The organism is Cryomorphaceae bacterium, assembly GCA_017798125.1.
GTDB lineage: Bacteria > Bacteroidota > Bacteroidia > Flavobacteriales > ECT2AJA-044 > ECT2AJA-044.
Window position 1 is genome coordinate 692,997 of sequence record CP059070.1, and the last position, 14,085, is coordinate 707,081.

General features: G+C 49.8%; 12 protein-coding genes. 3 read left to right on the forward strand and 9 right to left on the reverse strand.

What is annotated here, in order from left to right:
- The first annotated feature begins 14 nt into the window (after nucleotides 1-14).
- The gene (locus HZ996_03030; GenBank protein ID QTN38152.1) at nucleotides 15-980 is read left to right on the forward strand and encodes a phytanoyl-CoA dioxygenase family protein; all 966 of its coding nucleotides are present in this window, start codon (nucleotides 15-17) and stop codon (nucleotides 978-980) included.
- Here HZ996_03030 and HZ996_03035 read toward each other — a convergent pair.
- From HZ996_03035 to HZ996_03055, 5 genes are all read right to left on the reverse strand, one after another.
- On the reverse strand, nucleotides 975-1,553 hold the full coding sequence (locus HZ996_03035; GenBank protein QTN38153.1) for a YceI family protein: 579 nt from the start codon (nucleotides 1,551-1,553) through the stop codon (nucleotides 975-977). The genes HZ996_03030 and HZ996_03035 overlap by 6 nt on opposite strands.
- A gap of 89 nt (nucleotides 1,554-1,642) precedes the next feature.
- On the reverse strand, nucleotides 1,643-2,947 hold the full coding sequence (locus HZ996_03040; protein QTN38154.1) for a hypothetical protein: 1,305 nt from the start codon (nucleotides 2,945-2,947) through the stop codon (nucleotides 1,643-1,645).
- A gap of 19 nt (nucleotides 2,948-2,966) precedes the next feature.
- Nucleotides 2,967-3,527 (reverse strand): YceI family protein, encoded by a 561-nt coding sequence (locus HZ996_03045; GenBank protein ID QTN38155.1) that lies wholly within the window; start codon nucleotides 3,525-3,527, stop codon nucleotides 2,967-2,969.
- A 241-nt stretch (nucleotides 3,528-3,768) separates the two neighbouring features.
- Nucleotides 3,769-4,659 carry a homogentisate phytyltransferase gene (locus HZ996_03050; GenBank protein QTN38156.1) on the reverse strand — a complete coding sequence of 297 codons (891 nt, stop codon included), beginning with the start codon at nucleotides 4,657-4,659 and terminating at the stop codon, nucleotides 3,769-3,771.
- On the reverse strand, nucleotides 4,656-5,372 hold the full coding sequence (locus HZ996_03055; protein ID QTN38157.1) for a hypothetical protein: 717 nt from the start codon (nucleotides 5,370-5,372) through the stop codon (nucleotides 4,656-4,658). The genes HZ996_03050 and HZ996_03055 overlap by 4 nt, the downstream gene beginning before the upstream one ends.
- 47 nt (nucleotides 5,373-5,419) lie before the next feature.
- Here HZ996_03055 and HZ996_03060 point away from each other — a divergent pair, with 47 nt between their 5' ends.
- Nucleotides 5,420-6,859, forward strand: a complete 1,440-nt coding sequence (locus HZ996_03060; GenBank protein QTN38158.1) for a DUF92 domain-containing protein — start codon at nucleotides 5,420-5,422, stop codon at nucleotides 6,857-6,859.
- On the opposite strand, the gene HZ996_03065 is transcribed toward HZ996_03060, so the two are convergent.
- Both HZ996_03065 and HZ996_03070 read right to left on the reverse strand, forming a co-directional pair.
- Entirely contained in the window at nucleotides 6,816-9,530 is a 2,715-nt protein-coding gene (locus HZ996_03065; GenBank protein ID QTN38159.1) for a tetratricopeptide repeat protein, read from the reverse strand. The two genes, HZ996_03060 and HZ996_03065, sit on opposite strands and share 44 nt — an antisense overlap.
- A 67-nt stretch (nucleotides 9,531-9,597) precedes the next feature.
- Nucleotides 9,598-11,409 carry a tetratricopeptide repeat protein gene (locus HZ996_03070; GenBank protein QTN38160.1) on the reverse strand — a complete coding sequence of 604 codons (1,812 nt, stop codon included), beginning with the start codon at nucleotides 11,407-11,409 and terminating at the stop codon, nucleotides 9,598-9,600.
- 63 nt (nucleotides 11,410-11,472) lie between these two features.
- On the opposite strand from HZ996_03070, the gene hisC reads away from it, so the two are divergent.
- On the forward strand, nucleotides 11,473-12,585 hold the full coding sequence (gene hisC / locus HZ996_03075; GenBank protein QTN38161.1) for a histidinol-phosphate transaminase: 1,113 nt from the start codon (nucleotides 11,473-11,475) through the stop codon (nucleotides 12,583-12,585).
- Here the strand turns inward: hisC and HZ996_03080 are convergent.
- Nucleotides 12,582-13,037 carry a hypothetical protein gene (locus tag HZ996_03080; GenBank protein ID QTN38162.1) on the reverse strand — a complete coding sequence of 152 codons (456 nt, stop codon included), beginning with the start codon at nucleotides 13,035-13,037 and terminating at the stop codon, nucleotides 12,582-12,584. The two genes, hisC and HZ996_03080, sit on opposite strands and share 4 nt — an antisense overlap.
- A 1-nt stretch (nucleotide 13,038) precedes the next feature.
- Nucleotides 13,039-14,031 carry an amidohydrolase gene (locus HZ996_03085; protein ID QTN39992.1) on the reverse strand — a complete coding sequence of 331 codons (993 nt, stop codon included), beginning with the start codon at nucleotides 14,029-14,031 and terminating at the stop codon, nucleotides 13,039-13,041.
- Between the last annotated feature and the right edge of the window lie 54 nt (nucleotides 14,032-14,085).

Below are 14,085 nucleotides of genomic sequence, written 5' to 3' on the forward strand. Positions count from 1 at the left end.
GTTAACTTTGCGCCGTGGCCTTAAAGAAACATTTGGAAGAGTGGGCCCTCCGCCTCAAACCACTTCATTGGGGGTACAATCTCCTGAATCGAAATCGCATTCTGAGCGATAGAGCGACCTTTCGTCGCTATGGAGTTCATCGCCCCAGATGGTTCTCCATCAATGCCTCAACTTTTGCGAATAAGCCCGACCGTGAATGGTGGCCCGAGGTATCTGAATCACACATGACCTCAGCCTCAGACCCACTCGTTCAAAACCTTGTGGATCGGTATTCGAATGAAATTCGGTCGTGGACCGAAGAGGGTTATCTCGTGCTTCCAGGATTGTTGTCTGGGGAAAACGTGGAGATCGTCAATGATGAGATTGACCGATTACTTCAAAAAGAGGAGGTCGGCTTTAACCGTCAAGGGAACAAGATTATGTTCGCTTTGAGAAAATCTGAAGCCGTCCGAAAGGTGATTGACGAGAGCGGGCTTCATCCATTAATGGACCTTCTCATGGGGAAGGAAACCGCTCTTTTTCAATCCATCAACTTCTTGCGCGGAAGCGAACAAGGGACGCACTCCGACTCTATTCATATGAGCACTCATCCCAGGGGAGGACTCATTGCTGCCTGGATTGCTCTTGAGGATATTTCAGAAGAGAATGGGCCCTTACACTATTACCCCGGTTCCCATAAGCTGCCGTACATCGACAACGTCGATTTCGGCAATGAAGGGAATGCGCTAATGCTGGGAGGTAAGCCCTACGCTGCCTATACCCAAGTCGTAAACGAAAGGATTGACCAAGCAGGATTGGAGAAGAAGATTTTTACACCGAAGAAAGGGGATGTGTTCATCTGGCACGCCAACCTCTTACACGGAGGAGAACCCATTGGTGATCCTAATTCCACCAGGAAAAGCATGGTCCTACACTACTTCGCTCCAGACCACATTTGCTACCACGAAATCTCGCAGCGCCCGGCACTCAAGATGCTATAATTGCTCGAAGATAAAGTCGAATTCCACCTGCAGAGCGTCCTCGACCTTGACCAGCGGGACACTAGACCGCGCCTCTAGGCCAAACTCACACATGTTGACGGGCAAGGTGCCCTTCATGTTGAAGCCTTCGGATACGAGGCCCCGACGAACTTCGGAGGTGTATATTTTGGTCACACCTGCGATGGTGAATTCCGCCTCCAGCATTCCCCAGTCCATTTTACTGACTTTATTGACTCTGGTCCTACGGAAACTCAGTAACCGAACTTGCATCACCGGGTGGTCTTCTTCACAGAGCGTTCTTTTAAAGTCGCTGTTTAAGACGAAATTCCCGCAAGCGAACTTCTCTACTGGAAGATTAAAATCAAAGTTGCGAAAGACAAAGCGCTCAACTTGATCTTCATACTGAACCCGAACGGTATCGGCGAAGTACTCCCCTCCAATTTTGCACGAAAAATCCATGACGTTGGACGCTCCGTGCACCTCAACGTAGCTCGTCGGCTTGATGTAGAGTTCCTCCTCTCCTTTCCGGTAAGGCGATGGTAAAAGCAGTAAAAGGGAAAGGATCCAAAACATAGGGGTTCCGTTGGTTCCGGAAAAATAGAAAAACGGCCCCAAATTCTCGTGAAGAATCCTGGGGCCGTTGGTTTAGGTATATCTGTGTCTTAGAAGGCTACGACGGCTTCCGCCATTACCCCGTTAAAGGTTCCTTCGAAGTACTTGCTCGTATCGACTACATCGTTGTAGCTCTGGTTTACATAGGTCAGTTTGACCAAGATGTTCTTGGTCACAAACCATCCCGCACCAGCCTCTAGTCGGTTCACGGTAACGTCTTCGTCCGCTGCTACAATGGCATCTCGGTTACTCCCTGAGAACCCGGGGCCTGTAACCGTATTGAACCGCCCTCCGATGTAGAACTGCTCGCGTTCACCCAAGCGATAGAGAAGCTCTGCCAAAATCTGAGTATAGGAACGCGACTCGGTCTCTCCCGTGTTTTGACCACTAGCCACTTCATAGAAGGCAAAGAATTCGAGTCCTTTGAACTTCACGAATGGAGTAATCTGAAATGCGGTCAGCTCGTTGCTCAACCCTGGGTTCACACGACCTGTGGTGAAGTCAGAACTTGCGCTTGCTCCAGGATCAGACATTACATAGTAGAATCGAGATCCGGCACGGTCTCCTCCGTACAGCGTATTGCGCGTTGAGCTTGGGCAGATGTAAGCGCTACCTGTGAAGCGTAGACGTAGGTCGTCATTGACTTGACTGTCCCATCCGAGTTTCAACTGGAATGCAGGACCTCTCAAGTCATTTTCAGAAACGTTCCCTTGAATTTCCCCCGTAGTCATTCCGACAACCGCGAGAATTCCCGATGGCGACTGGAAGGTTACATCACCTCCAATTTCTGTAGCAAAGGCATCCATAATGGCATTTCCTACAAAGGGATTGTACATCGCATTACCATTGTCGGTTCTCCGGAACTGCATATCCCCGTAGTTCACTTGGTAGTGTCCGACACGCAAGGTGAAATAATCATCGAACCATCGGAGATTGTCACTTAAGAAGGTGAGTTTGTCAATCTGAATAAACCCTCCCTTTACCCATGCTTCCGGGTGGTGGCGAGAACTCAAATAGGTCACCAACTGAAGTCGAACTCCATCTTCCAATTGTACATCAATATTCAAGTTGGCTGTTGCCAAGTTAAATCCAGGTGCCAAGGCATAGAGTGTGGTATCTCCTCCGGCCAGGCCATTCTCATGACTCAGCAATTGCATTTGCTGGGTGAATGCACCTCCAATTCGAACCTTCAGGCCCTCGAAGCCCTCGTCCCAAGTGCGAGGAGTTTCAAAAACGTTTACCCCTCGTTGATCAGGATAGCGGAAATACTGAATGGGGGGCTGTTGTGCCCAAGCGGTTAGTCCGGTCAACAAAAAGACCACCGCAAGCAGCTTAGTTATTTGTGCAGATTTCATGGTACTAGTGGTTTGTGGTTTAAAAAACAATGTCAAAATCAATGACTACATCTTCGCCTGTTTTGATGGTTCCCATCATGGCGGAAACGCGTTCAACACCGTAGTCCGGTGTGTGAATATCTTTCTTGCCTGAGAATACCCAGCGTTCTCCACTCCTTCGGCCTGTGGCCTCCAATGTTACTTCACGGGTGCTTCCTGCAATGGTCAGTTTTCCTTTGGCCTTTACAGCATACCCCTCTCCTTTTGATTGGATATCGATGCTGCTGCTCTCAAATTGTACATTGGGGTGGTTGGGCTCGGACATGGCCTTGTAGGTGTTGTTATCCATGGCCGATTTTCCACTTTTCATTCCTTTCACAACGATGGTGAATTGAAGGTCACTCATATCGGTCAATACGCCTTCCGACTCTGTGAGCACCACAGATCCATTAAACTGCTCGCAGTTCATGGTCCAATCGTGCAAGGTGCTGGTTCCGTGTACCAAAACCTCAGAACTGCCTTGAACAGGCATCTTTTCTTGCGCGACAACAAGGGAGGTAAGGAAGAGGAAGGAAATGAGTAGGGTGGGGTGTAGTTTCATAGCATTTGAATTTGAAACCAAAGATATCAGGCATTAGGATGGGGAAATATGACGTTTATCAGGGTCCAAACCATAAAGGTTTGAGGTCCATCGAAATCTAAGGTCATCCCAAAAGAAATCGGCTCCGAAGCGAGTTCCTCAAATCACTTCAGAGCCGACCAGCAAACAAAAAACTACCCTCAAATAGTTAATTCAAAGAAAGTCATATAGCTCAGCTCAAAATATGATGATTGTCATGTTTTCAAAGCAGACCTAGGGGGTAGATGATGTATTCAAGGAAGAACAGAATCCAATAGGCACGATAAAAACGAGTGACACTTACCTTCTTGAAAGGATTTGTCGTGTAGGCAACGAGCCAAAAAAGCAAAAGGGCAAGGGCGTGCCATACCGCCATAAGGTCAGTGTTGTAGGATTTCAACCCGACACCAGCCCACAAAATAAGGGTCAAATAAGCCAACGAAACCAGTGATATTGCTCCTCTAAAGGCCCACCGAACTCCTCGCTTCACGGCAACGGTGCCGATATCATGGTTCTGATCACCCTCAACATCTGGAATGTCTTTGAACCAGGCAATTCCGACACTGAATAGGATCATCAGCAAAATCAAGGGCCACATGAAGGATGGTAGACCCCATTCAGACCACAGCTCCCATCGAAAATGGAGGAACATGAGTATGTTGACCAATACACCACGGACAAGCGTAATGCTCAGGGCGGCAAAGAAGTGGTTCTTCTTGAACTTCAGTGGGGGAAGAGAATACGCCGTTCCCAAAGCTCCTACCACAAGGACCAAAACGAGCATCGTATACCCGGCTAAAAGTCCGAACAGCAGGGTCAGAATTCCGCTCACGGAAATAATCCATCGCGCCGTAGAGGCGCTCATTTCTCCGGATGCTAGAGGTAGGTGTGGTTTGTTTTGACGATCAATATCGATATCGGTCAATTGATTCAACCCGACGATGTACAGGTTGCACGCTAGGGCGGAAAGTAAGGTCCAGATCAACACATCGTTCTGTCCTGTTGGCCACGCAACCGGATAGGCCGCCATGAAATAAAGGGCCAGCGTGCTGAGGGTACTGCCCATGATGGTATGTGGCCGACTAAACCGATAGGCAATACTCAAATACTTCATGCTTTGTCGATGCTTTGTCCGATTAAAATGAGGACTGATCCAAAAGGGAAAGATACCGATTCAACCGACCAATGAAAACGGCTCGTGGATGCTTGACGGGCCAGAGTTTCCAATTCTTTTTGTCGAGGTGCTCGAAGGACCGAAACCAATCCGTCCCAGCAAGTGACGATAGGCATAACAGGAATTGGGTAGGTCCAGAGCATTCGCCTCCAAGACCAAGGCCGTACAAAGGGTGCAAAGATCCAGTGGAGCAGGCCAGTCAAGAGAAAGATGCCGACAAACGTGAAGACACTTCTGGAAAGTGGCTCGGCGATCAAGGCATAGGTTCCGGTCGACATTTTGGCCATTATGTCCTTTTGGTCAGCAGGGGCAAAATGATGAAAGGCATTGAATAGGGTGTAGAATTCTGCGGGCGGGAAGGCATCGGACCGCAGGTCCAAATACTCCACTCCTTCTTCGGAGGGAAACCGATCCGTACGAATCAAGTGACATGTCTCCGAGGTCTTTAGCCAACGGCGCAGAAACTGTGGGACTGGGCCACCCGTACCTGTAGCGAGGTCTACCCAGGTTTTCGGCGCTTTCTGATCTTTCCAAGGCGCTTCAATGGAACCGTACGGATTCAACAGATCAACGGCGAAGCGGATGTAGTCCATTTGCCAACGTCGAAAAGAGGAAGGAAACCCCGGTAAATCTTCAAATTCGAACAGTCTCATTGGCCTTCAAGATAGGCTTTACCCGGACGATTTACTACCTTGACGACATGAGTTGGCCGCTTTGGTTTGGGGTGCTTCTTGCCGCCGCCGCACTGCTTACCGCACTTGGTGAAATCACTGCACGTCAGGGATGGATTTCCCTGTTTGCCGCGCGCAAAGGAGTGCACATCACTGTGGCCATCTGCTGCGCTTTGGCCGTGGAAATCTTGCCCGCGAGCACTTGGTTTACCGGTGCCGTAGGTCTCATTGTTCTTTTCTTGTGGTACAGCGTTCGGAAACAGTGGTTCTCCATCGATCAAGTCGACGGTCGAAGAAGTTGGGGGATTTTCTACTTCGGTCTCAGCTATTTTTTCTTACTCCTTCTTTTCGGACAACAGTCTCCATTCACTGTAATGCTCGGCATGGCTGTTATGGGGCTTGCCGATTCTGTGGCCGCGCTCATCGGTAAAATGCTCCCCAATCCGTCCCTAACCCTCGGCAGAGAAACGAAAAGCTGGGCGGGAAGTGCAGTCTTTTTCATCATTACTGGATTTCTTCTGTTTTCGCTGACCCGCGATCGTCCGGGTATGGATGGCTCGGACTATTCTGCGCTCTCGATGGTTGCCTTGGTCTTTTGGTTGACCGTGGTGGAAAACAGTGCCGGAAAAGGAACCGATAATCTAAGCGTTCCGCTCTTGTTCGGATGGGTCTACGCAACTATGATGGAGGGCGGTGAATCTTCCCTTCAAGAGCGTTTCTTGTGGGTATTTATACCGGCAGGTTTATTTGCGCTATTGTCTGCGCGAATAAAGTTTTTAACCCGAGATGGAGCTATTTCTGCAGCTTCATTGGGCATCCTTCTGTATACCTATGGAGGCTGGAACTATGTGGTGCCCATCCTCATCTTCTTTTTGACTGGATCACTACTAAGTCGTTTGCTGAATCCAACAGCGAATGGCGTTGAAAAAAGTGGAGCGCGAGACTCCTGGCAAGTGCTGGCCAATGGCGGGGTTCCAGCTTTGGGGTTATTTTGGGGATACTACACCGGGCAGCAGTCCCTTGGTTTTATTTTGTTCGCCGCAGCGCTAGCCTCGGTTACCGCTGATACGTGGTCGACTGAAATTGGGATGCGTTTTGGCGGAACGCCCAGACATATTCTCAACGGGAAAAAGATGGCCAAAGGATTGAGTGGCGGTGTAACCCTAGCGGGCTTTCTAGGGGCCTTGTTCGGGGCCTCATTGATTGCTACGGTCGTCTATTGGCTCAATCCGGATATACCTGTGCTTTGGATCATCGCCCTTGGGTTCGCGGGGTCCATTCTGGACTCCATAGCCGGAGTTTTTCAGGCCAAGTATCAGGCGAAAGACAGCGAGCTATGGTCCGAAAAACGTCAGGAAAACGGGATTCAGATTTCTGGAGTTTCCTGGTGGACGAATGACCTGGTCAACGCCTTCAGCGCCTTGATCATTCTTTTATTTTCCGCTCTACTCTTTGGAGGAGCTGGGTGAGTTGGCCTAAGTTGAAGGGCTTTCCCAGGAAATCGTTCAAGCCTTGTTCCTTGTAGCGATCTCGATCTTCTTTCATGACATTGGCCGTCATAGCGACCACGTAGGCCGGATCCATGGCTTGTTCAAACTCGAATGCACGTATGCGATCATGGGCTTCTAGTCCATCCATAACGGGCATTTGAATGTCCATGAGTACCACTCGGTACGCGCCGGCCATGTAGGCGTCCAATACAGCCTTTCCATCGCTGCAAATTCGATGTTCAATTCCAAGATTTTTGAGCGCCATTTCAATAATCTTTTGATTGACGGGGTTGTCCTCGGCAACGAGAACAGGGCCCTGGAAGATTGCGCTATCACTGGATTCATCTGTTCTTCCCGATTCTTCAACGCTGCTTTCCGCCTCATCCACTTCTATCCAAAAGCGGAATGTTGAGCCCTCCCCAGGTTCGGACTCGACTTCTACTCCCCCACCCATAAGCTCACTCAGTGATCGGGCGATGGCCAAGCCCAGACCACTTCCTCCGAATTCTCTAGTGGTCGACGAATCAGCCTGATTGAACTTTTCAAAAATCTGCTCTGCCTGCTTTTCGTCAATACCGATTCCCGAGTCAACGACCTCGCAGTGTATGCGCCAACGACGGTCCGATATGTGCTCACCGCGTACCAACATATGGACAGATCCCTGCTCTGTAAACTTGACCGCATTGCTCAAGAAGTTCCCCGCTACTTGCCGCAAGCGCAACGCGTCGCCAATCACATGGGCAGGAAGATCGCCTTCGAAAATGAGGCCAAATTCAAGCCCCTTTTGTTCGGCCTTAAACTGGAACAGCGTAAAGGACTGTGAGAAGGCCTTTTTCAAATCAAACAACTCATGCTCCAGCTCTACTTTCCCGGCTTCCACCTTACTCAAATCCAAAATGTCATTCAGGGTTTGCATCAGGTCATGGGTGGAGGCTTCGATCAAATCAATCAACTCCGCACCTTTCTTTTTGTCTTCGCTCTTTTTAAGTAAATCAACGGCAGCGATTATCCCGTTCATGGGTGTGCGAATTTCATGACTCATGTTGGCCAAGAACTCCGTCTTTGACCGCTCAGAGGCCATGGCTTCTTCGGTAGCACGGACCATGGCCTGTTCAGCCCGTTCTTGCTCACGGCGGTCCCGGAGCGCCACGATTCGAGCTGGCCCATCACTCAGTTCTACACGCTTGTGGTAGACATCCACGGGGATGGGCAATCCTCCTTTAATCGGGTTTATGAGTCCCTTGGTCCTTGAAGACTCAAAGGAATAGCTCAACAAATCTTTTTCTTGAAGACTCGCTGGTGATGGCGAACCAATCAAACGTTCAAACTCCGAATTACTCTCGAGAATGGTTCCGTTTCGCGCCAGGTAGATGGCAATGAATGGTGCGTTGGAAAGTTCTCTATAACGCTGATCAGAAAGCTTGAGTTTAGCATTGAGTTGCCGCTGACGACGATAAAGCGATCCAATGACGAGGCCAAAGAAAACCAACAAGGCGATCAAGGCAATGTATATGCGCCGAACGCGATTCTGATTTCTGAGTTCGGTTTCTTGGAGCTCGCCTTGAAGCCTGAGTCGTTCATTCTCCATGACCACCTGATCCCGCTCAAATTGAACCTGCATCTTTTTGATTTCAGCTCTTTCGTCCGCGTCGTTGATGCTGTCTTGGATAATGTATCCCGCCTTCAAGAATTCATAGGCCTTGGCGTCGAGACGCTGCATTTCATATACTCTAGCCAAACCCTTAAGAGTTCGTGCTTCGAAGGGTTTATAATTCTGTGCGCGTACCAGTTCGAGTAGCTCATTGAGAATTTCTTCGGCCTCCTGTGGTCGTTCTAAGTCTATGTAGAGTTCCGCGAGGTTCCCCAAAGCTGAAGTGAGCCCATACTGATCACCTATTTGTGCTCGGAGCTGCACAGCTCTTCGATACCTCACTTCGGCCTGTTCATACTCAAACGCCTCGTGGTTCAGGATGCCCAGATTCAAATAGGTGCTGGCCAAAGACCGCTTATTTCCACCGATGATCTTGTATTCCAGCGCCGTTTCAAACAAAAACTTCGCCGAGTCAACCCGCTGCTGTTCCTTATAGATCAGACCTAAATTGTTGTAGGTTTCTCCCAGCAAGTAGGTATCCCGAAGGGCCTCGTATATTCCAATAGCCTCCCAAGTAATCCTTTGAGCTTCTTGATAGTCCCCGGTCTTACGAAGAAGCACCCCCATATTATTCAAGGTCTTGGCCGTACCAACCGAGTCACTGAACTCCCTTCTGAGTTCCAAAGAATTCTGATAGGACATCAAGGCCTCCCTCGGCCGTTCCATTCGAGTCAGCACGGCGCCGATGTTGTTGTACATCCGAGCGCGCTCTGGTCCCTCTTGAATTAAATCAACGGCCGTTTGAAATTGACTCAATGCACTGTCTAAGGATCCCGTGTAGAAATAGGCATATCCCAATTGTATTCGGAATTGGGCCCAAAGACTGTCGCTTGCCCCTACGGGGCGATTTTCGAGGCTCCCCCAATCCTGAATGAATTCCTGTGGATGATACCGCGTTAGCGAATCTGAAATACGCATGATTTCCCCCAGTTCCTGGGCGGATTGTGCGTAGGCCCACGTGGACCAAAGAATGGCTAAAATCGTGACGATTCGAGACATGATGTGCGGCATATAGCGCAATATACAATATCCGTTCAGCGAGCTCAGTGACCTATCCTTTCAAAACCTAAAGCCCCAACTGTCTTGCGTAGGAGTCTGGAACAGCGAAACCTCTCGCCCGAGCGGTTCGTACATCTCGACGCGCGGCATCCAAATTACCTCGCTGGGATTCGACCATGGATCGGTAGTAATAGGCCTGCCCATTTGAAGGGTTTAGTTGAAGCGCTTTATTGTAGTCTGTATAGGAAGCATCCCAATCGCGCATTTGAAAGTAGGTATAGCCTCGGTTGAAGTAAATTTGAGCATTGTTGGGTTGAATCTCCAAGGCACGACCATAATCGGCAAGAGAGGATTCGTAATTTCCCAATAGGGCATTGGTAATGGCTCGATTCGTCAGCGCGTCGTAATAGGTGGGACGAAGTTCCAATGCGCGATCGTAGTCCTTCATCGCCTTCTGGTACTCCTTGCGCATACTGTAGACATTGCCTCGGTTGACGTAAGCATTGGGGTATTCCGGGTCTACTTCAACCGACTTATTGAGGTCCGCAAAAGCCCGCTCGTAATCCTGTTCTTGAAAGCCATAATACTTTCCTCGGTTGTTGTAGGCGACTGGAACATTCGGGTACTTTTCAATGACATCAGTAAACAGTGTAACCGTATTCTCCCATGCCGGAACCCGGTCTCGAGTCAAGCCCGTGAAGGCCAAAACCATGACTCCACCAAGAACCCAACCTACACGAGGCCGCAGCGCATTGATTCGCTCCAATCCAACACCCAACATAAAGGCCAATCCGACGTACGGGATGTAGGTATAGCGATCGGCCATCATGGCCGCACCTACAGACAACAGCTGGAGCACTAGAGCGACCATAAGAATGAAAAAGCCAAAGCCAAAGAGGAACACCTTGGTTTTGCGCGCGGTCACTATAGCACCGATGCCAAGGGCAACAGCCAAAAGGGTAGTCAAGTAAAATGTGAAGGGGACTCCTCCTTCCGGATAAGGATAAAAGACGCTCAACTTGAATGGGGCTAGGAACTTGACCAGATAAAGAATGGTCGAGTTACCCGCAAAGAAGATTTTTTCGGACAGCGGAAAACTTTCCATGGTGAGTGCATCAGCACTGCGCTGTGCAATGATCGCCCAATACCCCAGGACAAAAGAGACGGCAAAGAAGGGTAGTTTTTCCAACCACGTGGGCAATTTGAAGCTTCTCCCTCGGTAGAAATCAACGAGTAAGAGTACGACAGGAAAGGGAGCTGCCATGGCTTTGCTCATCATGGAGCCAAGGAAAAGCACCAGAGTTAAACCATACCAGATCCACCTTCGTTTTTGATCCTCCAAGTAATAGAGATAGGACAGTAAGGCGGCAAAAAAGAACAGCGCCATGAGCTGATCCTTCCGGGCCGCTACCCAGGCCACTGATTCCACGTGCATGGGATGAACCGCGAAGACCAATCCGGTAAATCCTCCGATGAACCAAGAGCCTGTAAGTCTCCAAAAGAAGAAATACACAAAGAGCGCCGCAAGAATGTGGTAGAATACATTGGAACGGTGAAAGGCACCTGGATCATTTGGGTTCTGAGCCCAGTCCCGAGCCAAGGTCCACATCGTCAGAGGGTGGTAGTTTCCCATGACAAAAGAGCGGGGTTTCCATACCTCAGAAAATTGGCCGCCAACGACATATCCGTTTTCATAAACATAGGGAGGGTCATCGAAATTGACCCAGTCGTATTCGCCGATACCACTGTAGGCAATCCAAGTCAGAGCGATGATCAAGATGGGTAAGCCCACAAGAGGCCCTAAAGGCAAGGATTTTTTGGGTTCTGAAGCTGAACCCTGCTTCTTTTTTCGACCCTTAGCTGCACTTTTCTTCGCCATGATGGTTGCTTTGACAGCGAATATAGCAAATGGTATATTTGGTTCTTAGGCACTACACACACTATGATCAACATTCCCGAGAACATCGAGCAGTTGAAGTCGTACAAACCCGGCAAACCGCTCGAAGAAATCATCCAGGAATACGGACTTACGAAAACGGCCATTCTTTGGAACAACGAGAACAACTTGGGCGCTTCACCTTTGGCCGTCCAAGCGATGTCGGAAGCAGCTACTGATTCCAACTATTATCCCGATCCCGCTTGCCGAGAACTGAGAACCGCTATTGCCCAGCGCGTCGGTCAGCAGATGGAAAACATCATTGTCGGGAATGGTTCAGAAAGTGTATTTAATTATATGCTGGGCGCCTTCTTTAGTCCCGGAGACGAATTACTCACCAGCGAAGGAACCTTCGTGGCCATTTATATTTGGGCACAGGCCAATAATGTGCCCTGCAAAACCGTAGCCATGACCTCGGCATACGGTTTTGATCTCAGGGCTATTCAGGAAGCCATTTCCGATAAAACCAAAGTGATCTATTTGAGCAACCCCAACAACCCAACGGGGGCCATGATCCGAGAGGACGAACTCAGGACTTTCTTAAAGGAGATTCCGGAACACATCCTCGTGGTGGTGGATGAAGCCTATTTCGAATACGCTACATCTCTGAGCCGTGAATACCCCGATTCCACCCGCTTGAACCACCCCAACCTCATCACTTTGCGCACCTTTAGCAAAGCCTATGGCATCGCTGGCGTGCGTATTGGATACGGTATTGGACCGGAGGCTTTGATAGAGCCCTTGATGAAGGTCAAACTGACTTTTGAGCCCTCAAATGTGGCCCAGGCCGCAGGAATAGGTGCATTGAAAGACGAGGCCTTTCTCGAGGAAAGCGTGCGGCTAAATCAAGAGGGCATGACCTTTTTTAGAGAAGCCTTTGACCGGCTGGGCCTCGCGCATTACCCCTCCACCGGAAACTTTGTGATGATCGATTTCGGTACACCCGAAGAGGTCCAGCGCATCTTTCAGGCGCTCATGAAAAAAGGTGTTTTTGTCCGCCCTTTGACGGCATTCCGCCTTCCACACTGCCTGAGAATAACGATTGGACTTCCCGAGGAAAACGAATTCTGTGTTGAAATGCTTGAAGAGGTCCTACGGACCGATGAAGTCGCCCTCTAGCGCCGATTAAACGACCAGTCAAAGACCTCCCCCTCTCTTCCGCCAATCCAAGCTCGGATACTGTCTGGATTCACCGATTCATATCCGATCTCGTTGGGGAAATCGTGCTCCGGATTGCGGAAAATGAAGATGCCCAAGGTGTCGTGTTGAAGTTCGAAGTCGATCCGCCCCTCTTCGGTTCCTGTGTTGGCACCGTAAAATATCGCGCCGTAGGCGCTGAAAATGGAAATCTCTTCACGGAGTAAGGTGTCTCCTTGCTCCACGGTGATGCCCGTGCCCGTCCACTCTTTTCCTTCCCAACGCCAGCTCTCGTAGAACTTGGTATCCTCGCCCATCGGAGCGATCCAATCTCCTTCCAAAAAGGCAAATTTCGTTTTCAGTGGGTGCTCCACGGTACACCCGGCACCAAGGGCCAAAACCAGGACACAAAGCAATAAACGAGTCGTTCGCATCTTACGTGAAGTTGTTTTTATCCAAATCAAGCCACTCCATGGTGGCGTTGCAGAAGATATCGTCTACCGTCGTCGCATCAAAGTCTCCGTCTTCAATGAATTTCCCGATTTCCAGATCCCCGAGTGGGAAGGGGTAATCAGATCCCAAGGTCACACGCTTGGAGCCCACCATGTCCAAGACGTAGTGCAGCATTTTCTCGTCGTGCGTGATGCAGTCGACCCAGAACTTTCCGAGGTAATCGCGAGGGGGTTTGTCGTTGTCAATGGCCACCAAGTCGGGGCGGCAATTGAAGCCGTGTTCGACCCGTCCAATGGTCGGTAGAAAGCTTCCGCCCGCGTGGGCAAAATTCACGCGCAGTCCAGGGAATTTCTCGAAAATACCACCGAAAATCATGGAGCAAATAGCGCGCGACGTTTCGCCCGGCATTCCGACCAGCCAAGGCAGCCAGTATTTCCGCATCTGATCAAAACCCATCATTTCCCAAGGGTGCACCAAAACGGCCATCCCCAATTCCTCAGCCGCTGCCCAAATGGGGTAGAACTGCTCCTCATCCAAATTGTGATTGTTGATGTTGGACCCGATTTGCACCCCGACCAATCCGATTTCCTTACATCGCTTCAACTCCTGAACCGACAGGGCTGCATCTTGCATGGGCAGGGTTCCGAGACCGATGTAGTTCTTGGGGTAGCGCGCCACCAAATCCGCGATGTGATCGTTCAGAAAGCGACTCGTTTCCAGGCAGTGCTCCGGCTTGGCCCAGTAGCTGAACATGACGGGGATGGTACAAACCACTTGGACTTGGGTCTGAAATTCCGCGTACTCGTTCATCCGCAAATCTTCGTCCCAACAGTTCGGTTTGATTTCCCGAAAGAACTCACCGCCTTTCATCATCCGGGCATTTCCCGTTTGCGTCATCTCCAGTTTGATGAAATCGCCATAGCCAAACTTGTGGTGAAAATCGGGTATGTCTAAAGGAAGGATATGCGTGTGCATATCGATCTTGAGTCGCGGTTGAGTCAAGGCGAGTAGGTTTTGGTTAAATAAGCT

Excerpts from the sequence above, each read along its gene's own strand:
- HZ996_03040 (QTN38154.1), bottom strand. The coding sequence starts at position 2,947 with ATGAAATCTGCACAAATAACTAAGCTGCTTGCGGTGGTCTTTTTGTTG.
- HZ996_03060 (QTN38158.1), top strand. The coding sequence starts at position 5,420 with ATGAGTTGGCCGCTTTGGTTTGGGGTGCTTCTTGCCGCCGCCGCACTG.
- HZ996_03085 (QTN39992.1), bottom strand. The coding sequence starts at position 14,031 with ATGCACACGCATATCCTTCCTTTAGACATACCCGATTTTCACCACAAG.
- HZ996_03035 (QTN38153.1), bottom strand. The coding sequence starts at position 1,553 with ATGTTTTGGATCCTTTCCCTTTTACTGCTTTTACCATCGCCTTACCGG.
- HZ996_03045 (QTN38155.1), bottom strand. The coding sequence starts at position 3,527 with ATGAAACTACACCCCACCCTACTCATTTCCTTCCTCTTCCTTACCTCC.
- HZ996_03055 (QTN38157.1), bottom strand. The coding sequence starts at position 5,372 with ATGAGACTGTTCGAATTTGAAGATTTACCGGGGTTTCCTTCCTCTTTT.
- HZ996_03070 (QTN38160.1), bottom strand. The coding sequence starts at position 11,409 with ATGGCGAAGAAAAGTGCAGCTAAGGGTCGAAAAAAGAAGCAGGGTTCA.
- HZ996_03080 (QTN38162.1), bottom strand. The coding sequence starts at position 13,037 with ATGCGAACGACTCGTTTATTGCTTTGTGTCCTGGTTTTGGCCCTTGGT.
- HZ996_03065 (QTN38159.1), bottom strand. The coding sequence starts at position 9,530 with ATGTCTCGAATCGTCACGATTTTAGCCATTCTTTGGTCCACGTGGGCC.
- HZ996_03050 (QTN38156.1), bottom strand. The coding sequence starts at position 4,659 with ATGAAGTATTTGAGTATTGCCTATCGGTTTAGTCGGCCACATACCATC.
- hisC (QTN38161.1), top strand. The coding sequence starts at position 11,473 with ATGATCAACATTCCCGAGAACATCGAGCAGTTGAAGTCGTACAAACCC.